The following is a 23,148-nucleotide window of genomic DNA, read 5'->3' as shown; positions in this document are numbered from 1 at the left end:
CGGCCTCAGTGGCCGCGGAACGCCTCCTCCAGCCACCACGACGGCTGCTCGCGGGTCACCTTGGCGTCGATCAGCAGCGGCGCCGTGCGGGGCCCGGCCAGCCAGGTGGCGACCCCTTCGAGGTCGGCCGTCCGCCGCACGGTGACCGCCGCGTAGCCGTGGCCGCGGGCGATCGCGGCGAAGTCGGTCTCCGGGAAGCGGACGGTGTCCAGCGGGTGCCCGTCCGGGCCGAAGTGGTGCACCTCGGCGCCGTAGCCGGCGTCGTCGTAGACCACCACGACCATCGGCAGGCCCAGGCGGACGACGGTCTCCAGCTCGGCGGCCCCCATCAGCGTGCCGCCGTCGCCGAGGGCGGCCACCGGCAGCCGGTCGGGCCGGGCCAGCGCCGCGCCGATGGCGGTCGCCAGACCCAGGCCGACGGACTGGAACGCCTGCGTGAAGCAGAAGCCCTGCTCGTCGGGGACGTCGAGGAACATGCTCGGGTAGCCCATGAAGTTGCCGGAGTCGACGGCGACCACGCGCTCGGCGGGCAGCAGGTCGTCCAGCGCGACGGTCAGCGCGCGGGGGTCGATCCGCCCGCCGTCCCCGCCGTCGCCGTACGGCTCGTCCCGCCAGCGCCCGCGGGCGGCGATCGCGCTCCGCACCTCCGGCGAGCGGTAGCCGCCGGCGACCGGCTCCAGCCGTGCCGCGGCGGCCTCGGCGACGGCGCGCACGTCACCGACCACGCCGAGCGCGACCTCGCGCTGCGCCCCGATCGCCGCCGCGTCGTCGTCGACCTGCACCACGACGGCGTCCTCGGCGATCAGCCGGCCGTGGCGCATCGTCCACATGTTGAGCTGGCAGCCCCAGCCGACGACCAGGTCGGCGCCGGAGATGAGTTCCGCCGCCAGCGGGGTCGCGAAGCCGCCCGAGACGTCGAGGTCCCACGCGTTGCCGCGGAACAGGCCCCGGGCCACCGCCGAGGTGGCGAGCAGCGCGCCGCAGCGCTCGGCCAGGGCCTCCAGCGCCGTCCGGGCACCCCGGGCGCCACGGCCGGCCACGAACACCGGCCGCCGGGCGCCGCGCAGCGCCTCGGCCAGGCGGACGACCTCGGCGTCGTCGGGCACGGGCCGCGGCCGGTGCGGCGCGGACGGCGGTGCGGACGGCGGCGCGGCGAGGGACTGGACGTCCAGCGGGAGGTTCAGCACGACGGTGCGCCGATCCAGCCGGGCGGTGTCCACCGCGGCGGCGGCGCCCGCCACCGCGCCCTCCGCCGTGGTCACCCGCATGGGCACCGCCCCGACGGCCGTGGCCAGGGCGAACTGGTCGACGAAGAAGTTCGACCGCGGCGAGGTGGCCTCGGCCGTCAGCACCACCAGCGGGGTGCGGCTCTTCGCGGCCTCGGTGATGCCGGTGAGCGCGTTGGTGAGCCCGCAGCCCTGGTGCAGGCTGAGCACCGCCGGCCGGCCGCTGGTCCGGGCGTAGGCGTCGGCCATCGTCGCCGCGCCGCCCTCGTGCCGGGCCGCCACGTACCGGGCCCCGGCGGCGACCATCGCGTTGGTCGCCACGAAGTTGCCCGAGCCGACGACGCCGAAGACCGCGTCCACCCCGCGTGCGACCAGCGTCTCCCCGACGGCGGCCGCGACCGTCCGCCCCGTGCCCGGCAGCGTTCCGGTCACCCCCGCTCGACCAGCGCCAGCACCCGTGACGGCGAGCCGGACCCGGAGACGATCGGCAGCGGGGCGGCCACGAGCAGGGCGCCGGTCGGCGGCAGCAGCGCGAGGTTCTGCAGCTGGGTGAGCCCGTACTTCCCGCTGCCCATCAACGCCGCGTGGCAGGGGAACGGCGGGTCGAAGGAGTGCGCCGCGCCGGCGTCGGTACCCACGGTCTCCACGCCCAGCCCCAGCACCGGCGACTCCTCGGCCAGCCAGCGCGCGCACTCCACCGACAGGCCGGGGGTGTGCGGGCCGGTGCCGTCGGCGTTGAGGAACTCCTGCTGGGAGGCCGACCGGGCGTCCCAGCCGGTGCGGAACAGCAGCCAGCCACCCTCGGGCAGCGGCCCGTGGGTGGCCTCCCACTCCCGCACGTGGTCGACCTCGAGCAGGAAGTCCGGGTCCGCAGCGGCCTGCGCGGAGAAGTCCAGGACGACGGCCGGGGCGATCAGCCGCCGCGCCGGGACGGACGCCACGTCGTCGCCGTCCCGGCCGGTGACCCAGTGGTTGGGCGCGTCGAAGTGCGTGCCGGTGTGCTCGCCGGTGCGGAAGTTGTTCCAGTACCAGGCCGGGCCGCGGTCGTCGTAGCGGCTCAGCTCCTCCAGCTCGAACCGCGCCGTCTGGGCGAACTGCTCGGGCAGCTGGATGACCGGCGTCTCCGCCGACAGGGGCGCGGTGAGGTCGACGACCTCGACCCGCGCGCTGACCAGCGCCTCGGCGAGGCTCTGGAGGATCGGCATGGCGGTCCCTTCGCAGACGTGCGGAACGGCCGTCAGCCAACCACAGCCGGTCCGGCGCGTCAGCGCTGCTTCGGGATCATGATCCAGAGCGCGATGTAGACGATCTCGCCGACCCCGAAGAGACCGAAGAGCACGAAGGCGATCCGGACCAGCCCGGTGGAGACGCCGAACCGGTTGGCCAGGGCCGCGCACACCCCGGCGATCATCTTCTGCGAACGTGGCCTGACCAGCGGTGTTGTCATGGCGGGGGCCTACCCGCCCCCGGCGGGTCGGACACGTCGGCGAGGCGCGTCAGACCTGCCGGACCAGGCGGAGCACCGCCTCGGCCACGACGTCCGGCCGGTCGGCGGGGACGAAGTGGCTGGCGTCGTCCACCCAGGTGAGGCGCGCGCCGGGCAGGTCGTCGGCGAGCCGCTGCCCGTACCGGGGCTTCATCTGGTGGTCCTGGCGGCCCCAGACCACCTCGGCGGGCACCGCGAGCCGGGGCAGGAACGGGGCGATGGTCTGCGTGTACACCGAGTCCAGCGCGCGCAGGTGCCGCGCCAGCTGCGCCGGGCCGCCCGGGCGTGCCCACGGCGCGACGAAGCGGTCGATGAACGGCGTGGCCCGCTCCTGGTGGACGAAGAGGGAGCGCAGCGCCGGGCGCAGTGCGCCCGCGAGCAGCGGTGGCGGGAGGAGCTGGAGGGCGGGCCAGGTGCCCTTCATCGCCCGCACCACGGGGACCGGCCACCCGTCGTAGCAGACGCCGTTGACCACGCCGAGCCCGGCGACCCGGTCGGTGGCGGTGGTCGCCAGGATCTGGGCCACGCCCCCGCCGAGGTCGTGGCCGACGACCACCGCCCGGTCCACGCCGAGGGTGTCCAGCAGCCGCAGCAGCAGCGCCGCCTGGGCCGCGAGGTCGACCGGGCGGTCGCCGGAGGGGTCGGAGTCGCCGTAGCCGAGCATGTCGACGGCCAGCACCCGGGCCGAGGTGGACACCTCCGGGACGACGTCCCACCACAGCCGGGAGTTGGTGGGGATGCCGTGGACGAGCAGCACCGCCGGGCCGCTCCCACCGGCCTCCCACACGTCCAGGCGGCAGCCGCCGACGTCGACCTTCCGGGTGGAGCCGACCGGTACGTCCATGACCGGGCAGTGCCCCGCCCCGCGGCCGTCGATGCGCCGGCGCTCCGTTCACCTCGCCGCCGACAGGGGTAGGGAGCGCCCCATGGATGCGATCACCTTCGGCAAGGCCGGGCTCAAGGGCTGGCGGGCGCGCGTGGCCGACACCGTGGCCGGGCCGGTGGCCCAGCGGACGTCGGTCACCGACGACCAGGTGCGGGCCGCGATCGGGGCGCTGTTCCTGGCCCTCGCCTCGCTGTACGTGGCGAAGGCGGTGAAGGAGCTGGCGACCAGCCGCTGAGCCGGCGCGTCAGCCGGCCAGCACCGCCCACCCGTGCGCCGGCACCCGCACCCGGGCTCCGTCGGAGCCGGGTGCGAGGACGTCGGCCGCACCGCACAGCACCGCGCCCGCCCGCGGCGCCGGCAGCTCGGCCGGGCCGTCGGCGACCGACAGGACCACGACGAGCCGCTCGCTGCCCGCCACGGCCTCGTAGACGACCGTCTCGTTGGCCAGGTGCAGCGTCCGCGTGCGGGCAGCGTGCAGCCAGCGGTGCCGGCGGCGCACGCCGATCAGCTCCTGGTGCAGGTGGTAGACGGGCAGCCCGACCGGTGAGAGCTCGGCCGGCGAGGCGGGGAACGGTGGGCGGACGGCGTCGTCGCCGCCGGCCCGGTCCTCCTTGACGCCGCGGAAGGCGTGCTCGTCGCCGGCGTACACCGAGGGCGTCCCCCCGGTGGTGAGCAGCACGACCAGGGCGTGCGGCAGGTGCCGGTCGTCGCCGAGCCGGCTGGCGATGCGCGTGACGTCGTGGTTGCCGACGAAGGTGTAGGGCACGAAGTCCTCGAGGAAGCCGCCGTGGCGGTCCAGCGCCGCGCCCAGCTCGAAGAAGTTGCGGTCGTTCAGCGAGCTCCAGATCGCCTTCCACAGCTCGTACTGGGTCACCGAGTCCAGGGTCGACTCGTGGACGAACCGGCGGTAGTCGCCGTGGATGACCTCGCCCATGAGGTAGGCCTCGGGGTGCCGGGAGCGCACCCGCCCGGCCACCTCGGCCCAGAACGACGTCGGGACGGCGTACGCCGCGTCCAGCCGCCAGCCGTCGGCGCCGCGGTCCAGCCAGTGCGACATCACCTCGGTGACGTGGTCGGCGACGGCCGGCGACCCGTGGTCGAGCGCGACCAGGTGGTGGTGGCCCTCGAAGTCGTCGTGGTCTGGCGCCGTGCCCGGCGTCCACGCCTCCGGGCCGCCGGGCCAGCGCAGCCGGAACCACCCCGCGGTGGCCGCGGCCGGCCCCTCCGCCAGCACCCGCTGGAACGCCGGGTGCTCCCGGCCCACGTGGTTGAAGACGCCGTCCAGCAGCAGCCGCAGGCCCCGCGAGCGGCACTCGGTGACCAGGGCGTCGAAGTCGGCGTCGTCGCCGAGCCGGGGGTCGATGCGCAGGTGGTCGGTGGTGTCGTACCCGTGGGTCTCCGACGCGAAGACCGGCCCCAGCGTCAGGCCGGAGACGCCCAGCTGCACCGCATGGTCCAGCCAGGGGACCAGCCCGCCCAGCCGGCGGCGCAGCGGCTGCCCGGGCTCGGCCCGCCGCTCCGCTCCGACGAAACCGAGCGGGTAGACGTGCCACCAGATCGCGTCGTGCACCCAGCCGGGTTCGCGTGTGCCCGGAGGAGTCATGCCGACGATGCTCGCGCACCGGCCCTCCACGGCCGTCGGCCGGGTCACCCGCCGGAAGGGCGCCCCCGGCCAGGCCTTTCCCGGGAGAGCCGCAGGAGGAGTAGGGTTCTCCTCGGTCGCTGTTGTGCCTCTGCTTTCGTTCTCGAACGTCCGCGGTCGTTCCTGCCTGACGTTCCTCTCGGTTCTGCCGGTCGGTGCGGCGGCCCCGCACCCGGTACGTACCCGTGCGGTCACCCCCCAGCACGAAAGAAGAACGACATGGCTCAGGGCACTGTGAAGTGGTTCAACGCGGAGAAGGGCTTCGGGTTCATCGCCCAGGACGGCGGCGGCGCCGACGTCTTCTGCCACTACTCCGCCATCAGCGGCAGCGGCTACAAGTCCCTCGACGAGGGGCAGCAGGTCGAGTTCGACGTGACGCAGGGCCAGAAGGGCCCGCAGGCGGAGAACGTCCGCGCCGTCTGATGGACGCGTGAGGAGGGGGCCACGGCACTGCGCCGTGGCCCCCTTCGCGTATCGGTGCCGGGCGATCTGCACCGGCTGCGACGACGGGCGCCGCGGGCGCAGCGTCGACCACGACACCGGAGGGAACCCCATCGCCACACGCTGCGAGGACACCCATCTCGGTTGCTCCTGCCGGGGTGACGAGACGATCCACGAGGAACGCTCCCGCGCTCGCCTCGAGGCGCGCGCCAGCTCCGAGAGCGCGGTCGAGTGCCCCGAGTGCGGTGGTGCGACGACGCCGCTGTGCATCGTCTCCTGGGGGAACTGCCGGGCCTGCCGGACCGCGCACTCCCGGTCGACGCACCCCCTGCGCTGGTGAGCCCGCACCCCTCGGCCCCCTGAAGCTGCTGCATCGCAGGTGTTCCACCCCCGCCCTGCAGCATCCCTGGCCGGACGTCGTCGGCACCGCTGCAGCGGTGGTGACGGCGTCCGGCCGGGGAACCAACCGCACCGACCGGGTCCGGCGCCGGCCGGCCGGCCACGTCCAGCGGCCCTCGGACCGCCCGTGGCACCGGCCGCGAGCAGCTCGGCCGCCGCCGTGCCGGGCGTCGCCCGCGACGGTCACCGGCGCCGCCGGTCAGCCGGCCGCCAGCCACCCGACGGCCTCGCGGGCCACGTCGGGTGGCACGGCGTGCGGCCCGTCGAACTCCCGGTAGGTGACGTCGTAGCCGTCGTCCTCCAGCGCGGGGACGATCCGGCGGCTGGTCCGGTCGATCGGCAGCACCTCGTCGGCCACGCCGTGGGACACGAACACCGCCGGGCGCCCCGACCGCGGCGCGGACGGCAGGAAGCCCGGCGAGAAGGCCACCACGCGGGAGAACAGGCCGCCGTTGGCCAGCCCGAGCCCCAGGGCGTAGGACGCGCCGTCGGAGAAGCCGGCGACGGCGATCCGCCCGGGGTCGACCGGCAGGGTCGCGAACACCTCCTCCAGCGCGCGGTCGATGCGTTCGACGTCCGGGCCGAACCCACCGCCGACGGCGTCCCACGTCGAGGACTCCGAGGACGGCGCGAGCAGCACCAGCCCGCGCTCCTCGGCGAGCGGACGCAGCAGGTCCAGCCCCGCTGCCGCGTCGCCCCCGGCGCCGTGCAGGCTGACGACCAGCGGCACCGGCTCCCCCGCGGGCAGGCCGGGCGGCACGTGCAGCAGCGCCCCACCCGTGCCGGCCAGCTCACGGGTGCCGGCCTCGAGAGGCTCGTCGGACGCGGCCGGCGGCTGCGCCGGCCGGGCGCTGAGCGAGGCGTCGTTCCCCGGCGCGGCCCCTTGCCCGCCCCGGCCCCCCGTCCCGGACCGCTCGGCCCCGCATGCCCCCAGCAGGCCGCCGAGGGCCGCCGTGACCCCGGCCGCGAGCACGGTCCGCCGGTCGGGCACCGGTCCGCCCCGCCTCAAAGACCGACCGCGACGGTCGCGGCCAGCTCCCGGCATGCCTCCAGCTCCGCCGGGCCGGGCGCGCCGGTGAGGCTCAGCGGCGCGGCCACCTGCTTCCAGCGCAGGGCACCGGTGACCCGCTCGATGCTGCGCAACGCGCCGGCGGTGTCGTCGTTGCCGTGCACGTAGACCCCGAACGGCAGGCCGGCCGTCGCCTCCAGGCAAGGGTAGTAGACGGTGTCGAAGAAGTGCTTGAGCGCCCCCGACATGTAGCCGATGTTCGCCGGGGTGCCCAGCAGCACACCGTCCGCGGCGAGCAGGTCGGCCGCCCCGGCCGAGAGCGCCGGCCGGAGGGTCAGCTCGACGTCGTCGACGAGGGCGACACCCTCCCGGACCGCTTCCAGCACGGCCTGCAGCGCCGGCGAGGGGGTGTGGTGGACGACGAGCAGACGGGGCATGCGGGCATCATCCCGCTTCCGGGGCGGGACGGAGCTCCCGGTACGCACGCGCCAGGTCCGGCAGCTGCGCGTGGGCGTTCAGCCCGCTGGGGTTGGGCACGACCCAGGTCACGACGCCGCCCACCCGCTCGGGCTGGCGGCCGGCGACCGCCCGGGGCCGGCCGAAGCCCTGCCGCCAGGCGGTGATGCCCAGGACGGCGAGCACCCGTGGCCGGACGCGGGCCACCAGCCGCTCCAGCACCGCCGCGCCCTCGCGGAGCTCCTCCACCGACAGCTCGGCGGCGGTGCGCGTCGGCCGGTCGACGACGTTGGTCACCCCGAGCCCGTACCGGAGCAGCTCGCCGTCCTCCTCCGGGCGCAGCAGGCGGGGGGTGAACCCGGCGAGGTGGATCGCCGGCCAGAAGCGGTTCCCCGGCCGGGCGAAGTGGTGGCCGACCTCCGCCGACAGCAGCGAGGGGTTGATCCCGCAGAAGAGCACGTCGAGGCCGGGCGCGACGACGTCGGGCAGCGGCTTGGCGGGCAGCTGTCCTCGGGAAGCCTGCTGGCGGGGCACCTGCCCATCCTCTCCGCCCTCGGCGACCGGGGTCAGCGGTAGGTGAGCAGCTGACGCCGGTCGCCGCTGACGTGCGCGTGGTCGTTGAACGCCAGCAGCGACAGCCCCGACCCGCCTGCCACCACCGAGGTGATGCCGACGTTCACGGCGGCGCGGTTCAGCGCCACCACGCCCTCGGCCGGGGCGCCGAGCAGGTCGGCCACCACGGCGGCGACCACCCCGGCGGAGCTGACGACGACCGCGTCGCGCCCCCGTGGCAACCCGGCGGCCAGCCCGCTGACGGCCGCCAGGGCCCCGCTGGAGAAGGCCGGCCAGCCGTCGGCGTCACCGGCGGCGATCCAGGACCGCAGCGCGCCGTCGAGCAGCCGCTGCACCTGCCGCGACCCCGAGTCGCCGACCGCTCCCGCGTCCTCCGGGTAGCGCTTCAGCAGGTCGAGGTGGTCGTACTCGTCGAGGCGGGCGTCGACCTGCTCGGACACCGCCCAGCCGGCCGCCTCCGCCAGCAGCGCCGCGGTGTCCCGCTGCCGGCGCAGGGTGCCGGAGACGACCACCGGGTCGCGCAGGTCGCGCCGGCGCAGCTCCTCCCCCACGCAGCCGGCCTGCTGGCGACCGAGTTCGCTGAGCACGTCGTAGTCGTCGGCACCGAAGGAGGCCTGCCCGTGCCGGACGAGGCAGATCAGCGGCATCCGGCGAGCCGCTCCGCGCGCTGGAGCAGGACGGCGGCGGCGATGCCGAAGTGCGCGAAGCGCGGGTTGGTCGTGTGCCCCGAGCGGTACCGCGCCCAGATCTGCTGGATGATCACCGCCAGCCGGAACAGCCCGAACACCTCGTAGAAGGTCCAGTTCGCCGGCTGCAGCCCGGTGCGGGCCAGGTACCGCTCGACGAGCTGCTCGCGGGTCGGCATCCCGGGCAGGGTGCTCGGCTGCGTGGAGACCAGCCCGAACTCCTCGTCGTCGTCGGCCGTCACCCAGTAGGCCAGGGATGCGCCGAGGTCCATGAGGGGGTCGCCGACGGTGGCCATCTCCCAGTCCAGGACGCCGGTGATGCGGGGGGTGCCGGACAGGTCGAGCACCAGGTTGTCGAGCTTCCAGTCGCCGTGCAGGAGGCTGGCCCGCACGTCCTGCGGCTGGTGCGCGGCGAGCCAGGCCATCAGCTCCTCGGCCGGCGGCACGTCGTCGGTGAGCGCGTCCCGGAACCGCCGCGACCAGCCCTCCACCTGCCGGCGCACGTAGCCGGGGCCCTTCCCCAGGTCGGTCAGTCCCGCCTCGTCCACGTCGATGGAGTGCAGGTCGGCGAGGGTGTCGTACGCCGTCTCCCCCAGCACCCGCGCCTGCTCCGGCGAGAGCTCCACGCCCTCGGGGAGCTTCCGCCCCAGCACGACGCCCCGCAGCCGCTCCATCACGTAGAAGTCGCTGCCGATCACCGACGGGTCCTGGCAGAAACCGTGGATCTCCGCCACGACGTCCAGGTGCGGGCGCAGCCGCTGCTGCACGCGCACCTCACGGCCCATGTCATGCGCCGAGGCGGCCTTGTGCCCGTGCGGCGGCCGGCGCAGGACCAGTTCCAGGTCGCCGTAGTCGAGGAGGTACGTGAGGTTGCTGGCCCCGCCGGTGAACTGGCGCACCTGCGGCGCCGGGCACCCGGCGAGGGCGGGGACGCGCGGCGCCAGCCAGGCGTGCACGGCATCGACGTCGAAGGCGTCCTCGGGGCGGACATCACGCAGGCGGCTCGCGTTCTCGCTCATCGGACCCATCCCACCACGGGCCCGCGGCCGGCCGCCCGGTGCCGCGCTCGCGACGGGTCCACGTGGCCACGGCGGCTGGTAGCGTCCCGCTCGGTCGGAGCTCCGGCCTGAGCAGCGCCGTCACGGGCGCCGCGGTGCCTCGGACACCCCGTTCCCGGCACCTGGTCCCGGGTGGGAGATCCCCATGGGTCCGCACGACATCGCACCCCCCGTCCCCACGGGCGGCCCGTTCCTCGTGTCGGTCGACCCGGCTGCGGCCCACGTGACGGTCGACGGCGAGCTCGACCGGGAGCACGCGCACCACGTCCTCGACGCCGTGGCGACACTGCCCGCCCAGGACGGCACCCGCTGGACGCTCGACGCGGGTGGGGTGAGCTTCTGCGACGCCGAAGGTCTGCGCGTGCTGCTGTCGGCCCACCGGCTGGCGCGCGGTCGCGGCGCCCACCTGTGGCTGCTGCCCAGCCCGTGCGTCCACCGGCTGGTGCTCCTGGTGGGGCTCGACCAGCTGCTGGAGACGCCTCCTCCGACGCCGGCCGTCAGCGCCGAGGTCGCGGAGACCCGGCGCACCCGCCGCTCACTGGCCGCGGTGCGCGATCCCAACCGCCGGCGGGCGACCCCGGACCGGACGCCGCTCACGGGTTGACCCGCGCGCCGGGAGCGGGGAGACCGTGGCCGTCACTGGACCGGCGCCTCCGGTGGGGGCAGCCGGTGCGCGAGCCCCTCGTCGACCGACACGACACCGGCGACGCCGGTGAGCGCGCCGACCCTGCCGGGCGGCACGGAGCCGGTGATGATGCCGAGCCCGTCGAGCACCTGGTCCACCCGCATGCCGCGCGCACGCAAGCCGCGCACCACGCCGTCGAGCGCGGACAGGTGCCCGTCGTCCACGGTCACGCTGACCTGGGTCATGGCGCGCAGGCTACGCGGCGGCGGGTCACCGCGGAGCGACGGCGAGACCGCTCCCGGCGTCGGCCGAGGGCTGGAGCAGCCGTTCGCTCTCCTGCAGCAGGGTGGCCCACAGCTCCAGGCCGCGCCGGCCGGTGGCCTCCGCCCACAGGGCGGCGACGCCGGCGACGTGCGGCGCGGCCATGCTGGTGCCGCTGATCGTCCGGTAGCGCTCGGGCCCGGGCCAGGCCGAGTACACGTCCACCCCGGGACCGGCGACATCGACCTGCCCGCCGCGCCCCGGCAGGCTGCGCGCGGAGAAGTACGCCGTCTCCAGCGATCGGTCCAGCGCACCGACGGCCAGGACCTCGACGCTGTTGGCCGGGGCGCCGACGAAACCCGGGTCACCGGCACGCCGATCGGCGTTGTTGCCCGCTGCCGCGATGACCAGCGAGCCCCGCTGGAGCGCGCGACGCCCCGCCGCGGAGTACGGCGGGTGCGCGACCACGACGTCGGCCCCCAGCGACATGGAGACGACCGGGCACCCGCTGGTCACCGCCCAGTTGATCCCCGCCAGGATGCCCGCGTCGGTGCCGCTGCCGTCGTCCCCGAGGACCTTGCCGGCGAAGACGTCGGCCCCGTGGGCGACGCCGTACCGCGGGCCGGCGAGCGGCGTCGCCGGCCCGCATGCGGTACCGATGCAGTGCGTGCCGTGGCCGTGCCCGTCCTGGACGCCCTCCCCGGCGACGAACGACCGGGCGGTCACCGCCCGGCCGGCGAAGTCGGGGTGTGCGAGGTCGAGGCCGGTGTCCAGCACGGCCACCCGGATGCCCCGGCCGGAGTACGGGGAGACGTCGGCCCGCACGGCCTGCACCCCCCAGGTGGCCTGCGCGGTGTCCTCGAAGCGCGCGGCCGGTCCGGCCGGGCGCTCGTCCGCGGACGCGAGCAGCCGGCCGGTCAGGTCGGCCACCCCGTCCCGGTAGCCCCGCGCGTAGCTGCCGGGGTCGGCGGGGAGCGCGTGGTGCACCAGCTCCGGCGACACGGAGAGGAACCGCCGGGCCGACGCCGCCTGCAGGTCGTCCAGCCGGGCCGGGCCGGCGACGACGGCGATGCCGAGCGCCGCGAAGACGGTGGCGCCCGCCTCGCGGAGCGTCTCCGGCGGCACGTCGCCGTCGGCGAAGTCCCGGGAGTCGGCGACGTCGCGCACCCCCGCGCGCGCCCAGTCGACGGGCACGTCGTCCTCCGGCGCGTCGGCGAACACGACGATCTGCCGGCCGGTGGTCCGCGGCGGCGGCAGGGCCGCGCCGGGCCGCATGCTGCCCGGGTCACCCGGATCGGTCACTGCGCCTCCCCGTCGGCACGTCGCGGGGCGGCCGGCTGGCACAGCGCCCGCTACTCGATCACCGGCCGTCGCGACCGGTCGACCCAGCGTGGCGGGAAGGAGCGGACCGGGCAACCCGGGGAGCGCGCCCGCGGGTCAGCCCTCGACGACCGCCGGGTCCATCCACATGACTTCCCAGACGTTGCCGTCGGGGTCGGCGAAGCTGGCGCCGTACATCGCGCCGTGGTCCTGGGCGGGCAGCCAGGGCTTCCCGCCGGCCGCGATCGCGTCGGCGACCAGCCGGTCGACCTCCTCGCGGCTGCCGGCGGACAGGCAGGTGAGCACCGAGGTCGCCTGCGCCGGGTCGCCGACCTCGCCGGTGACGAAGTCGGCGAACCGGTCGCGGGTCAGCAGCATGACGTGGATGTTCTCCTCGATCGTGTAGGAGACGCACCGGTCGTCGGAGAACTGGTCGTTGCGCCGGAAACCCAGCGCTCCGTAGAAGGCGTCGGCGCGGTCGCGGTCGGCCACGGGCAGGTTCACGAAGATCATGCGCACGATGAGCTCCTCGGGTCGGGGGCGGCCCGCCGCCGTCCGCGGCGGTCTCGTCAGCTAGGACGGGGACGCCGCCGCGAACTCATCGGCGCGGCCGCCGTCCCCTCATCCCGTGGCCGCGGTCCCCCCGGCCGGCCGGGGCCGCACCTCGCGCGGGCCGCCGATCTCGTGGCCGTCCCCGCAGACCACGGCGACGCGCACCGGCGCGCCGCACTCGCGGTGCTCCAGCGCCAGCGGTGCCGGGCCGTCGGCGAGGTAGCGGTCGCCCCACTCCATGAGGGCCACCAGGGTCGGGTAGAGGTCGCGACCCTTGTCGGTGAGCCGGTACTCGTGCCGCTGACGCTCGCCCTCGGCCCGGTAGGGCTCCCGGCTGAGCACCCCCTCGCGCACCAGGGTCGCCAGCCGGTCGGTGAGGACCGCCTTGGGCGCCCCCAGGGCCTGCTGGAGGTCGGCGAACCGGCGGACCCCCAGGAACGCCTCCCGCAGGACGAGCAGGCTCCACTTCTCCCCCACCACGGCGAGCGTGCCGGCGACGGAGCAGCGGGACCGGTCGAACGAGGCGTCGCTCACAGTGTGAGCATAACCATGCTGGGTTCACTTGCCGAACCTCGCACGGAGGAGCAGAGTTCGTGGTGCGAACCCAGGAGGCGGACGGTCTCCGGCCGGCCCGCCCGGCCCCCTGCAGCGCTCGCGCCACCACCGCTGCTCCGGAAGGAACCCGCCATGACCCGCCTCCGCACCGTCCTCGCCCGCCGGCACGCCGTCCGCGCGCACCTGCGCGACGAGCGAGCACTGGCCCGCGCGCTCGCCACGGCCCCGACGCTCGAGTCCGCCCACGAGATCGCCGCCCTGGGCGCCCGCCGCTGATCACCGGCGCCCCCGCCGCCGCGGGGGCACGGCCCGGCGAGGTGGCGGTCGCGGCACCTCCCCGGGCCACCTGCCGTGCGTCACCGGCTCAGCTGCGCACCTCCACCCGGCTCGCGTCGAGGTACGGCTCGCCCTCCCACTCGGCATAGGCGTCGTCGGGCAGATCGGTCCCCAGCTCCGCCTCCAACGCCGCCAGCTCGAACTCCTCCCACGGCTCGGCGGCCAGCGCCACGCGCTCGCCGGGCCGGAGGTCGGGGAGCTCCTCGTCCGCGATGACCAGGATCGGCTCGACGTCGTCGCCGGTCAGGGTGAAGGCCACCGGTGACACGATCCGCTCCACCTCGCCGAGGAGCGTGACCTCCAGGCCGCGGTACCCCTCGAGGTCCTCGCGGAAAGCCGCGGTGTACTCCCCGTCGTAGGGGTCCTCGATGTCGTCGGAGGGCCGGACGTCGACGTCGGCGGCGGTCGTGTCGTCCACGTCGTCCTCGCCGCAACCGCCGAGGACGCCACCGGCGAGGGCGGCGGCCAGCAGGACGGTGGCCACGCGCCGGCGGGAGGCCAGGCCCCGGCGCATCACCGGTACCTCCCGCCCCACGCGGCGGGATCGGCGTCGGCGGGCGCCACGGAACTGGGCCAGCTGGTCGTCATGGCGGTGGTCCTCTCCGGCTCCGGTGCCGCCGCGGAGGGCCCGCGGCGGAGCTTCCGGTTGCTGCCCCGCGCGGGACGCGGCCTCCCCCGGGCGAGCCGTTCGTCACCGCATCGCAAAACGCTGCGGGCGCAGCGCCGCACCGGTGTTGCAGGGCCGTCACACGGACCGCCCGCGGCCGGTGCGACGAGGGGGATGGCGAAGCACGGCCGGACCGGGGGCCGAGCGCCCGGCCGCACCTTCGGGGGGGGGCGGACCGGCGGGAGGTCAGGCCGGCCCCGGCGCGTCCCACTCCCACCCGGCGTCCTCGACCAACCGGCGCAGGCGGGCACGACGCCCGGCGGCCCGATCGACGGCCCGCTGCCACGTGTGCGCGTCGGCGAGGGGCACCCCAGCCGCGGCCAGGCGGTCGGTGCACGGGGGTCGCGGCGGGCCCTCGTCGCCCGAACCCAGGGGGTGGTTGCTGCTCGCCGTGGCCAGGTACCGGTCGATCACCCGGCGTACGGGGACCACCGCCGCCGCCGGTGGGCGCACCGGCGCGGCGACCGCGGACTCCAGCAGGAGGAGCGCGTCGTCGAGCCGGGCGATCGCGAGCGGAGCGGCGGCCTCGGGGCGGCGGCTCCGGAAGAAGTGCAGCACCGGGTAGGCCAGGTGCTGCTCGGCGAGCGACGCCAGCTGCGCGGGCAGCTGCAGCAGCTGCTGGGTCAGCACGGGGCTGAACCGGTCGCCGTCCCAGCACCCGAGCACCATCTCCTCCGCGGTCCTTCCCTGGGCGTGCAGCTGGGTGGCCAGGGCCCGGCGGGAGACCACCGCCGACATCACCGAGAACAGGTAGGTGATGGCCAGGGTCATCAGCGCCAGCCCGCTGAACGCAGCGACGGCGGCGGCCACGCGCCAGATCGGGGTGGTGGCGACGAAGTCACCGACCCCGAGCGTGGAGATCGCGGTGCCGGCGAAGTAGATGGTGTCCAGCACCGACGCCGGCCGGCGAGGATTCGCGCCCCCCACCGCCTCGGCGCCCAGGAAGGCCAGTGACCAGCCGGCCCAGAACAGGGCGACCCAGAGGACCACCGTGGTGACCATCAGCAGCGGCCCGGCCGCCGTGAGCAGCCGCGTCCGGCGCCGGTCGCCACGCCGGTGGCGGCGCAGCAGCCGCCGCCACCCGCCGGTGAGCACCCGCCGCGTCAGCGGGCCGGCGCCCTCACCGATGGTGAGGGTCGTGGAGACCACGTCCCACGCCACCAGCGCGATGACCAGCAGGCCCGCGCCGATCGCGAGGGCGGACACGCCGGCGTTCACCGGCGACGGCCCGTCACGCCGCGGACCGGCCGGCCCCGGCCGGTCGAGGCGGTGACGGGCAGCGCGCGCCCCTTCCGCGGTCGCCGGGCGGACGGGACGAGGGGGATCGGGAGCACGTTTCCTTCCTCACCGGCACCACGGACGGCCGGTTCTCCCGGTCCCGGTAGCCAGCGGCAGGCAGACCGACCCGGACGTCACGGAGTTGTCATCTTCCCGGCGCCGGAACCGGGCTCGCGCGAGGGGCTCGGCGGCTGGTCACCCGGACGGGGCGGGGGGAGTAGCCGCCCACCGTGCTGGGCAGACTGACCGGCATGTCCCGGTCAGTGCTGATCATCGAGGACGACCCCCGCATCCGGCGCATGCTGCAGATGACGCTGCAGCGGGAGGGGCTCGAGGTCACCGAGGCCGAGAGCGGCGAGGACGGGCTGGCGCGGCTGGGCGAGCGGTCGTTCGACGTCATCCTGCTGGACCTGATGCTGCCCGGGAAGGACGGCTTCGAGGTGTGCCGCGAGATCCGGCGCTCCTCCAACACCCCGGTCATCATGGTCACCGCCCGGTCGGACAGCCACGACGTGGTCGCCGGCCTGGAGGCCGGTGCCGACGACTACGTCTCCAAGCCCTTCGTCGTCAAGGAGCTCTCCGCGCGCATCCGGGCCCTGGCCCGCCGAACCCGCGCCCCGGAGCCACGGGTACGGCTGACCGTCGGCGACGTGGAGGTCTCGCCCGCGGAGGGGACCGTGGCACGGAACGGGGAGCTGCTGAACCTCACCCGCACGGAGTTCCGGCTCCTCTGCGAGCTCGCCACCGAGCCCGGGCGGGTGCTCAGCCGGGAGGAGCTGCTCGAGCGCGTCTGGGGGTACGACTACTTCGGCGACTCCCGCCTGGTCGACGTCCACATCCGCCGGCTGCGGAAGAAGATCGAACCCGACCCGTCGAACCCGACGCTGGTGACGACCGTCCGGGGCATGGGCTACCGGGTCGCTGGGTGACGGCGCCGGTCAGCGGGGCGCCCCTCCCCGGCGGGGGCGGAGCGCCGGGAAGCGCCCGCCTGCCCCGCCGCGCCCCCTTCCGGCTCGCCAGCCTGCGGGCGCGGGCGACCGCCGCCTTCGCGGCGGTCACCCTCGGCGTCTCGACCGTCCTGGCGATCGCGGTGTGGGTGGCGGTGTCGCAGTTCCTCCTCCTCCAGCGCGAGCGGGTCACGCTCGTGCAGACCTCGGACAACGCGGCGCAGGTGCAGCGCTCGCTGGCCACCGAGGGGCTGGGCGTCGCCCAGGTGCTCGCCCAGCTGCCGCGCGAGACGGGCTCGACCTCGCTACTGGTCGACGGCGGCGCCTGGACCACCACGTCGCTGCTGGTCGGCCGCGACGACCTACCCGAGCAGCTGCGCGAGCTGGCGGTCGCCGGCACGTCCGTCCGCCAGCGCATCGAGCTGGACGGCGAGACGGTGATGGCCGTCGCCGTGCCGCTGGCCGAGCTGGGATCGGCCTACATCGAGGTCTTCCCGCTGGGCGAGCTGGACCGGACCTACCGGGTGCTGGCCACCGTGCTGGGGGTGGCTGTCCTCGGCTCGGTGCCGCTCTCCTTCGTGGTCGGGTGGTGGGTCACCGGCCCCGCGCTGCGCCCGCTCGACCGGATCTCCGACGCGGCGGCGGCCGTCGCCGCCGGCGCGCTCGACACCCGCATCGACCCGCGCGGCGACCCGTCGCTGGCGCCCATCGCCGCGTCGTTCAACAAGACCGCGGAGGCGCTCGAGGAGCGGGTGCGCAGCGATGCCCGCTTCGCCGCAGACGTCAGCCACGAGCTGCGCAGCCCCCTGACCACCATGCTGGGGGCGCTGCACCTCGTGGAGGCCACCGCCGACCCCGGTGACGCGGAGCAGGCCGAGGCCCTGGGGCTGCTGCGCTCGGAGGTGGAGCGGTTCGAGCGCCTGGTCGCGGACCTGCTGGAGATCTCGCGGGCCGACGCGGGGAGCACCGACATCGCGGCCGAGCCCGTGCGGCTGTCCGCGCTCATCCGGGAGGTCGTGGGCCGGCACCGGCTGGACGGCACGAGCGCGGCGCTGCTCACCGTGCACCCCGACGCCGAGCACGCGCTGGTCCACGCGGACAAGCGCCGCCTGGAGCGGGTGCTGGGCAACCTCATGGACAACGCCGAGAAGCACGGCGGAGGCCTCACCGGGGTCACCGTCTCGCGCGACGGGGACGTCGTGCGGGTGGCCGTGGACGACGCCGGCCCGGGCGTGGCCGTAGCCGAGCGCGACCGCATCTTCGAGCGGTTCGCCCGGGGCTCGGGCAGCATCCGCACCCGGACCGAGGGAGCCGGGCTCGGGCTGGCCCTCGTCGTCCGCCACCTGCGGATGATGGGCGGTGCGGTGCGCGTCGAGGACTCCCCCGGTGGTGGCGCCCGGTTCGTGGTGGACCTGCCCGTGGAGGCCGGCTCGTGAGGGTCCTCGCCGTCCTGCTGTGCGCGCTCGTGGTGCTGACCGGCTGCGGCGTCGACCCGCAGTCGCAGCCCGAGCACATCGCCGTGCCCGCCGCCACGCTCGACACCCCTGCGCCACCGCGCGACGGCGACGGCCCCGAGGTGGTCGTCTTCTTCGTCCGCGGCGCCCGGCTCGAACCGGTCCCCCGGGCGAGCCGCACGGTGACCGCGGAGCGTGCCCTCGACCTGCTGGCGATCGGGCCCACCCGGGCGGAGGTCGTCGGCGGGCTGCGGACCGCGGTGGCGCCGCAGTCCATCGTGGCGGACGAGGGCCTGCCGGGCGGCATCACGGCGGTGAGCGTGACCGGGGAGTTCGCCGGCATCACCGGTGGCAACCAACTGCTCGCCGTCGCCCAGGTGGTCTGGACGCTCACCGAGCTCCCCGGCACCGACCGGGTGCGCTTCCTGGTCGACGGGGCGCCGGTGGAGGTGCCCACCGACGACGGCCTCACCGACGGGGCGGTCGGCCGCGAGCAGTTCCGCGCGGCCGCCCCGCCCACGCGGACGCCGGACTCCGATCCTGCGAGCGAGGACTGACCGCATGAGCGAGCTCAACCCACTGCAGCGCCTGTGGCGGCGGATGCGCCGCGCCCTGTGGCCGATCCCGCTCCTGGCGGTCGTGCTCGCCGTCGGGCTCGGTGTCGCGATGCCGATCCTCGACGGCTTCCTCGGCACGGGCGGTCCGGCGTCACCCCTGGGCTTCGTGTTCGGCGGTGGTCCGGCGGCGGCCCGGGACCTGCTGGCCTCGATCGCCGGCTCGCTGATCTCGGTGACCGGTGTGATCTTCTCGCTCACCGTCGTGGCGCTGCAGCTGGGCAGCAGCCAGTACTCACCACGGCTGCTGCAGACCTTCGCCACCGACCGCGTCGTCCAGTTCACGCTCGCGCAGCTGACCGGCACCTTCGTCTACGCGCTCACCGTCCTGCGCACCGTCCGGACGGCGGAGGCCGCTGCGGGCGAGAACTCGTTCGTCCCCCGGGTGTCGATCACGCTGGCGTTCCTCTTCGCGCTGGGCAGCGTCGTGGGCCTGGTGGTGTTCCTCGGGCACCTGGCACGCACCCTGCGGGTGGAGACGATGCTGCGCGACGTGCACGACGAGGCGACGCGAGCGGTGCAGGAGACGGACGACGACCGGCTCGCGCACGACGCCGACGTCCCCGAGGGGCCGGGTGCGGCGATCGAGGCGACCGGGAGCGGCTTCGTCGTCGACCTGGACGTCGATCGGCTCGTGCGGGCGGCCCGGGACGCCGATGCCGTCATCGGCCTCTCCCCCCGCATGGGCGACGCCGTCGTCGCCGGCACGCCGCTGGCCGAGGTGTGGACTCGCACCGGCGGCCCGGCCGACGACCTGCAGCCGCTGCGCGACGCGGTGAACCGCAGCGTGCGGCTGTCCTACGAGCGCACCCCCGACCAGGACGCGGCCTACAGCCTCCGCAAGATCGTCGACATCGCCGGCCGGGCCCTCTCCCCCGGCATCAACGACCCCACGACCGCCGTCCACGCCCTGTCCCACGTCTCCGCGCTGCTCGCCGACCTCCTCCCCTGCCGCAGCACCGTTCGGTCGTGGCGCGACGACGACGGCACGGTGCGGCTGCTGGTGCCGCGGTGGACCGCCCAGGAACTGCTCACCGTCGGCCTGGAGGAGCCCCTGCAGTACGCGTCGGGGCAGCCGGCCGTCCTGCGCCGGATCGCCGGCCTGCTGCAGGAGGTCGCGTGGCGGGTGCGCGGCGAGGACCTCGACGACGCCCTCCGCGCCCTGCTCGACCGGTGCGTGGACTCGGCGCTGGAGAGCACCGCGATCGACAGCCGCGAGACGAACGCCTGGCGGTCGGCGGTCGAGGACGCGCTGGAGGGGCGCTGGTCGCCGGCCCGGCGGCTGAGCCCCCGACCGGGGCCGTCGGGCGGCCCGACCGGGTGACCGCCGGGTCCAGCGGTCCCCACGCCATGGCCGCCCGTCCGGCGGTGTGCGGCACCTCGCCGCGGAGGTCCGGTCAGGTCCGGGCAGCGCGGGAGATCCCGTCGGCACCCGCGATCCCCTCGAGCGCGGAGCCGCTGCCGTACTTCTTCGCCGGGATGACGCTCATCGAGCCGTCGCTCTCGAGCACCACCGCGGCCACGTCCGACAGGTCACCGGCCCCCGTCGAGCGGACGGCCTGACGGATCTCGTCGATGCCGACCCGCACGTCCCGCATCCGGTCCGGCAACGGCTGCCCGTCGCGCAGCACCAGCGTCGGCCGGGAGGTCACGACCCCCCGGAGGGCGGGCCAGCGCACCGTCAGCCACGCGACCACGAGCTGCAGCAGGGCGAGCAGCCCGAGGGCGACCGCACCCTCCATCCACGCGACGTCGCTGCTGAGCAGGATGGTGGCCAGCGTGGAGCCCAGCGCCACGGTGACCACCAGGTCGAAGGCGTTGAGCTTGGTGAGCGTCCGTTTGCCGGAGAGCCGCAGGACCACCACCACGGTCACGTACGCCGCTGATCCCACCAGCAGCACTCGGAGGATCCCGGACCATTCGTCGAACCACATGGGGCTCCCCTACCCCGCCGACCCCGGCGACGACGCAGCGCTCTGCGCACCGGCGTCCCGCTGCCGGCCGGTGGCGCGGCGGTACAGCCGCCGGCCGAGCGTCGCGGTCAGCCCGTGCGCCAGGGTGCTGGCCGCGACCACCAGCGAACCGGCCGCCAGCACGACCGGGTCGATCGCGAGGCGCTCCGACTCGAGCGTCAGGTAGAACAGGGCGGAGACGCCGATGGGTCCGAACCAGCCCAGGTAGGCGGCGTCCGGGGGCGCCAGCCCCAGCGGGCGGCGCAGCAGGTAGATCACCGGCGGACGGCGCAGCAACAGGGTCAGGGCGGCGAAGAGCACCCCGGCCCAGCCCAGTTCCCGCCACTGCGCCCACGGCAGCAGCGCACCGAACGCCACGAAGAGCGGCAGGATCACGAACCGGTTCACCGCCTCGTCGATCCGGACGTCCGCCACCCGCTCCCGCCCGGTGCTCACCGCGTTGAAGGCCAGGCCGCAGACGAAGACGGCCAGGATCCCGTCGATGTGGATCAGGCCGCCGATGCCGAGGACGGCGAGGGCCAGCACGACCGTGAACACCAGTTCCGGGCCGGGGTCGGTGGCCCCGTGGTCGGCCCCCGCGCGCAGGGCTCGGCCGCCCAGCCAGCCGAGCAGGGCGCCGAGCAGGACGGCACCCGCGACCTGCCAGAGCGACTCGAGCAGCGCCTCACCCATCGAGAGGGGGCCGGCGAACGCCACCGCCACGAGGACCAGCGGCAGGGCCAGGCCGTCGTTGGCGCCGGACTCCAGGGAGAGCACCTGCCGGTCGCGGCCGGGGAGGTCCTCCTCCGCGGGCTTGCCGGTCACCACGTTCGAGGCGAGCACCGGGTCGGTCGGCGCCAGCGCGGCACCGAGGAGCACGGCGACCCCCAGCCCCACCCCCAGGGTGGCTGAGGCCAGCCCGGTGGTGACCAGGCCCATCGCCGGCATCACCACGGCCAGCAGCAGGAGGACCGGCCGCCAGCGGGCCCGCACGACACGGGCCGGGTAGCGGAGCGCCACCGACATGACCGAGACGGCGAGCAGCAGCCGGGCAGCGGTGTGCAACCAGCCGTGGTCCTCGAGCAGGTCCGGTAGCGGCAGGACGCCGAGCACGGCCGGGCCGAGCACGACGCCGATGCCGAGCGCGAGGAGCGGCTCGCTGACCGGCAGCCGGCGGATCCGTTCCGACCAGGCGGCGGCGACGAGCGCGAGCGCGCCCGCCGCCGCCAGCAGCACGTCGACGGTCACCGGGGGCCTCCCTCAAGGGTGCGCGTCGCCCGCACGGTGGTCAGCCCAGGCTGGCGATGAGGTCCCGGCACGCCGCCTCGCAGCGGCGGCAGGCCTCGGCGCAGACCCGGCAGTGCTCGTGCATCTCGGCGTGGCTCGCGCACTCGTCACCGCAGGCCTTGCACGCGGCGGCGCAGGCCTCGAGCACGGCCCGGGTCAGGTTGGCGTCGTAGCCGGTGTGCCGGGAGAGCACCCGACCGGTGGTGTCGCAGATGTCGGCGCAGTCGGTGTTGCTGCGGATGCACTTCGTGAGCTCGGCGACGGAGTCCTCGCTCAGGCAGGCGTCGGCGCACGCGGTGCAGGCCTGGGCGCACTCGAAGCAGGCCTCGATGCACTCCAGGAGCTTCTGCTTGTCCACCCCGCCGAGGTCCTTGGGGTACGTGTCGAGCATCTGGGCGGCGACGGTCACGTCGGCCTCCTTCGCTGAGTCGTCGGCCCGGGCCACGGTCGCGCCCCGGGGGCTCTCGCCGGCGGGAGCCCTACCCGCGCCCCGGCGCGGGGCACACGTGCCGCCCATGACGATCCCGTGACGGACCCGCTGGTGGGGCCCGCGAACCTCCCGGCCGGCCGGTCAGCCGCGTTCGGCGGGCTCGCCCTCCGGCGCGGTCTCCGAGGTGTCGCGCAGGAAGAGGTACCAGTAGGACGTCGCCACGAAGACGACCGCACCGACCAGGTTGCCCGCCCCGGCCAGCAGCCAGTTCAGCGCCGTGTCGTCCCAGCCGACGTCGGGGACGCCCGCGAAGATCGCCGCGGGCAGGAAGAACATGTTCGCGACGACGTGGTCGAACCCCATCGCCACGAATGCCATGATCGGGAAGAAGATCGCCAGGATCTTGCCCGACACCGACGTCGCCGCCAGCGACATCCACACCGCCAGGCAGACCAGCCAGTTGCAGCCCACCGCGCGCAGGAAGGTCTGCCACGGCGACTCCCCCAGCGCCTTCCCCTCGGCGATGGAGGCCAGGCGTTCGTAGGTGAGCCCGGCGGTCCCGGCCGCGTCGGCGTCCCCGATCACGCCGGTCTCGACGGCGAGGAAGAAGGCGACGAACAGCGCACCCAGCAGGTTGCCGAGCAGGACCAGCGTGAGGTTGCGGACGACGTCGTTCACGGCGAGCTTGCCGTGCATGGCGCCCATCGGGACCAGCAGCATGTTCCCGGTGGCCAGGTCGGAGCCGGCGATCAGCACCAGGACCAGGCCGAGGGTGAAGGTGGCCCCGGTGAAGAGGGTCGGCAGCGTGCCCCACGTCGCCGGGTCCAGGCCGGAGGAGACGGTGATGGCCACCAGGCCGCCGAAGGCGATGTAGGCCCCGGCGAGGAAGGCGCTCATCAGCACGCGGTCCCAGGTGCGGCCGACCTTCTTGGCGCCCATCGCGGTGGCGACCTGGGCCATCTCCTTCGGTTCACGTGCCGCCATCGTCATCCCCCGGTCGGTGGTCGC

General features: G+C 75.4%; 28 protein-coding genes. 8 read left to right on the top strand and 20 right to left on the bottom strand.

The features are described from left to right. Positions 1–5: 5 nt before the first annotated feature. From ACI79S_RS17940 to ACI79S_RS17925, 4 genes are read right to left on the bottom strand one after another with little or no spacing between them, the layout of a single operon-like run. Positions 6–1,658 (bottom strand): thiamine pyrophosphate-binding protein, encoded by a 1,653-nt coding sequence (locus ACI79S_RS17940; RefSeq protein WP_456594798.1) that lies wholly within the window; start codon positions 1,656–1,658, stop codon positions 6–8. Then, positions 1,655–2,431 carry a cyclase family protein gene (locus ACI79S_RS17935; RefSeq protein ID WP_456594797.1) on the bottom strand — a complete coding sequence of 259 codons (777 nt, stop codon included), beginning with the start codon at positions 2,429–2,431 and terminating at the stop codon, positions 1,655–1,657. The genes ACI79S_RS17940 and ACI79S_RS17935 overlap by 4 nt, the downstream gene beginning before the upstream one ends. A 59-nt stretch (positions 2,432–2,490) precedes the next feature. Beyond that, positions 2,491–2,673, bottom strand: coding sequence for a PspC domain-containing protein (locus ACI79S_RS17930; protein ID WP_456594796.1), 183 nt, complete (start codon positions 2,671–2,673; stop codon positions 2,491–2,493). Positions 2,674–2,722: 49 nt separating this feature from the next. Then, positions 2,723–3,556, bottom strand: a complete 834-nt coding sequence (locus ACI79S_RS17925) for an alpha/beta fold hydrolase (protein WP_456594795.1) — start codon at positions 3,554–3,556, stop codon at positions 2,723–2,725. A gap of 82 nt (positions 3,557–3,638) precedes the next feature. On the opposite strand from ACI79S_RS17925, the gene ACI79S_RS17920 reads away from it, so the two are divergent. Next, a complete protein-coding gene (locus ACI79S_RS17920; RefSeq protein WP_456594794.1) occupies positions 3,639–3,833 on the top strand; it encodes a hypothetical protein in 195 nt (64 codons plus the stop codon). A 9-nt stretch (positions 3,834–3,842) separates the two neighbouring features. Here ACI79S_RS17920 and ACI79S_RS17915 read toward each other — a convergent pair whose 3' ends face one another. Beyond that, a complete protein-coding gene (locus tag ACI79S_RS17915; RefSeq protein ID WP_456594793.1) occupies positions 3,843–5,201 on the bottom strand; it encodes an alpha-amylase family protein in 1,359 nt (452 codons plus the stop codon). A gap of 258 nt (positions 5,202–5,459) precedes the next feature. On the opposite strand from ACI79S_RS17915, the gene ACI79S_RS17910 reads away from it, so the two are divergent. Further along, complete coding sequence (locus ACI79S_RS17910; RefSeq protein ID WP_456594792.1) at positions 5,460–5,663, top strand: cold-shock protein; 204 nt, start codon at positions 5,460–5,462, stop codon at positions 5,661–5,663. A gap of 616 nt (positions 5,664–6,279) precedes the next feature. On the opposite strand, the gene ACI79S_RS17905 is transcribed toward ACI79S_RS17910, so the two are convergent. From ACI79S_RS17905 to ACI79S_RS17885, 5 genes are read right to left on the bottom strand one after another with little or no spacing between them, the layout of a single operon-like run. Next, complete coding sequence (locus ACI79S_RS17905; RefSeq protein WP_456594791.1) at positions 6,280–7,071, bottom strand: alpha/beta hydrolase; 792 nt, start codon at positions 7,069–7,071, stop codon at positions 6,280–6,282. A gap of 14 nt (positions 7,072–7,085) precedes the next feature. Beyond that, a complete protein-coding gene (locus ACI79S_RS17900; protein ID WP_456594790.1) occupies positions 7,086–7,526 on the bottom strand; it encodes an NAD(P)H-dependent oxidoreductase in 441 nt (146 codons plus the stop codon). A 7-nt stretch (positions 7,527–7,533) separates the two neighbouring features. Further along, positions 7,534–8,079 (bottom strand): G/U mismatch-specific DNA glycosylase, encoded by a 546-nt coding sequence (mug, locus tag ACI79S_RS17895; RefSeq protein ID WP_456594789.1) that lies wholly within the window; start codon positions 8,077–8,079, stop codon positions 7,534–7,536. 32 nt (positions 8,080–8,111) lie between these two features. Continuing rightward, positions 8,112–8,765 carry a histidine phosphatase family protein gene (locus ACI79S_RS17890; protein WP_456594788.1) on the bottom strand — a complete coding sequence of 218 codons (654 nt, stop codon included), beginning with the start codon at positions 8,763–8,765 and terminating at the stop codon, positions 8,112–8,114. After that, positions 8,756–9,823, bottom strand: coding sequence for a phosphotransferase family protein (locus ACI79S_RS17885; RefSeq protein WP_456594787.1), 1,068 nt, complete (start codon positions 9,821–9,823; stop codon positions 8,756–8,758). The genes ACI79S_RS17890 and ACI79S_RS17885 overlap by 10 nt, the downstream gene beginning before the upstream one ends. Before the next feature lie 184 nt (positions 9,824–10,007). On the opposite strand from ACI79S_RS17885, the gene ACI79S_RS17880 reads away from it, so the two are divergent. Continuing rightward, on the top strand, positions 10,008–10,466 hold the full coding sequence (locus ACI79S_RS17880) for an STAS domain-containing protein (protein WP_456594786.1): 459 nt from the start codon (positions 10,008–10,010) through the stop codon (positions 10,464–10,466). Positions 10,467–10,498: 32 nt separating this feature from the next. Here the strand turns inward: ACI79S_RS17880 and ACI79S_RS17875 are convergent, their stop codons facing one another. From ACI79S_RS17875 to ACI79S_RS17860, 4 genes are all read right to left on the bottom strand, one after another. Next, on the bottom strand, positions 10,499–10,732 hold the full coding sequence (locus ACI79S_RS17875; protein WP_456594785.1) for a hypothetical protein: 234 nt from the start codon (positions 10,730–10,732) through the stop codon (positions 10,499–10,501). 25 nt (positions 10,733–10,757) lie between these two features. After that, positions 10,758–12,050, bottom strand: a complete 1,293-nt coding sequence (locus ACI79S_RS17870; protein ID WP_456594784.1) for a S8 family serine peptidase — start codon at positions 12,048–12,050, stop codon at positions 10,758–10,760. Positions 12,051–12,185: 135 nt separating this feature from the next. Further along, on the bottom strand, positions 12,186–12,581 hold the full coding sequence (locus ACI79S_RS17865) for a VOC family protein (RefSeq protein WP_456594819.1): 396 nt from the start codon (positions 12,579–12,581) through the stop codon (positions 12,186–12,188). Positions 12,582–12,689: 108 nt separating this feature from the next. Further along, positions 12,690–13,154, bottom strand: coding sequence for a winged helix-turn-helix transcriptional regulator (locus tag ACI79S_RS17860; protein ID WP_456594783.1), 465 nt, complete (start codon positions 13,152–13,154; stop codon positions 12,690–12,692). Positions 13,155–13,307: 153 nt separating this feature from the next. Here ACI79S_RS17860 and ACI79S_RS17855 point away from each other — a divergent pair, with 153 nt between their 5' ends. Then, positions 13,308–13,451: a hypothetical protein gene (locus ACI79S_RS17855; protein ID WP_456589745.1), complete on the top strand. Its 144-nt coding sequence runs from the start codon at positions 13,308–13,310 to the stop codon at positions 13,449–13,451. An 88-nt stretch (positions 13,452–13,539) separates the two neighbouring features. Here ACI79S_RS17855 and ACI79S_RS17850 read toward each other — a convergent pair whose 3' ends face one another. Next, entirely contained in the window at positions 13,540–14,028 is a 489-nt protein-coding gene (locus ACI79S_RS17850; RefSeq protein ID WP_456594782.1) for a hypothetical protein, read from the bottom strand. A gap of 336 nt (positions 14,029–14,364) precedes the next feature. Beyond that, positions 14,365–15,384: a potassium channel family protein gene (locus ACI79S_RS17845; protein ID WP_456594781.1), complete on the bottom strand. Its 1,020-nt coding sequence runs from the start codon at positions 15,382–15,384 to the stop codon at positions 14,365–14,367. A gap of 323 nt (positions 15,385–15,707) precedes the next feature. On the opposite strand from ACI79S_RS17845, the gene ACI79S_RS17840 reads away from it, so the two are divergent. From ACI79S_RS17840 to ACI79S_RS17825, 4 genes are read left to right on the top strand one after another with little or no spacing between them, the layout of a single operon-like run. Next, positions 15,708–16,385, top strand: a complete 678-nt coding sequence (locus ACI79S_RS17840) for a response regulator (RefSeq protein WP_456594780.1) — start codon at positions 15,708–15,710, stop codon at positions 16,383–16,385. Beyond that, the gene (locus ACI79S_RS17835) at positions 16,382–17,839 is read left to right on the top strand and encodes an ATP-binding protein (protein WP_456594779.1); all 1,458 of its coding nucleotides are present in this window, start codon (positions 16,382–16,384) and stop codon (positions 17,837–17,839) included. Before ACI79S_RS17840 ends, ACI79S_RS17835 begins: the two co-directional genes overlap by 4 nt. Continuing rightward, positions 17,836–18,414 carry a GerMN domain-containing protein gene (locus tag ACI79S_RS17830; protein ID WP_456594778.1) on the top strand — a complete coding sequence of 193 codons (579 nt, stop codon included), beginning with the start codon at positions 17,836–17,838 and terminating at the stop codon, positions 18,412–18,414. Before ACI79S_RS17835 ends, ACI79S_RS17830 begins: the two co-directional genes overlap by 4 nt. A gap of 4 nt (positions 18,415–18,418) precedes the next feature. Then, positions 18,419–19,795, top strand: a complete 1,377-nt coding sequence (locus tag ACI79S_RS17825) for a DUF2254 domain-containing protein (protein ID WP_456594777.1) — start codon at positions 18,419–18,421, stop codon at positions 19,793–19,795. 73 nt (positions 19,796–19,868) lie between these two features. Here ACI79S_RS17825 and ACI79S_RS17820 read toward each other — a convergent pair whose 3' ends face one another. The 4 genes from ACI79S_RS17820 to ACI79S_RS17805 form a co-directional block, all read right to left on the bottom strand. Beyond that, positions 19,869–20,405 carry a DUF421 domain-containing protein gene (locus tag ACI79S_RS17820; protein WP_456594776.1) on the bottom strand — a complete coding sequence of 179 codons (537 nt, stop codon included), beginning with the start codon at positions 20,403–20,405 and terminating at the stop codon, positions 19,869–19,871. Positions 20,406–20,414: 9 nt separating this feature from the next. Next, positions 20,415–21,671, bottom strand: coding sequence for a cation:proton antiporter (locus tag ACI79S_RS17815; RefSeq protein WP_456594775.1), 1,257 nt, complete (start codon positions 21,669–21,671; stop codon positions 20,415–20,417). A gap of 40 nt (positions 21,672–21,711) precedes the next feature. Next, positions 21,712–22,119 (bottom strand): four-helix bundle copper-binding protein, encoded by a 408-nt coding sequence (locus ACI79S_RS17810; protein ID WP_456594774.1) that lies wholly within the window; start codon positions 22,117–22,119, stop codon positions 21,712–21,714. Positions 22,120–22,281: 162 nt separating this feature from the next. After that, positions 22,282–23,124, bottom strand: coding sequence for a formate/nitrite transporter family protein (locus ACI79S_RS17805; RefSeq protein ID WP_456594773.1), 843 nt, complete (start codon positions 23,122–23,124; stop codon positions 22,282–22,284). Between the last annotated feature and the right edge of the window lie 24 nt (positions 23,125–23,148).

This window comes from Blastococcus sp. SYSU DS1024, from assembly GCF_054050795.1.
Note: the sequence above shows the minus strand (reverse complement) of the source record. Positions and strands in the feature narration are given on the sequence as shown.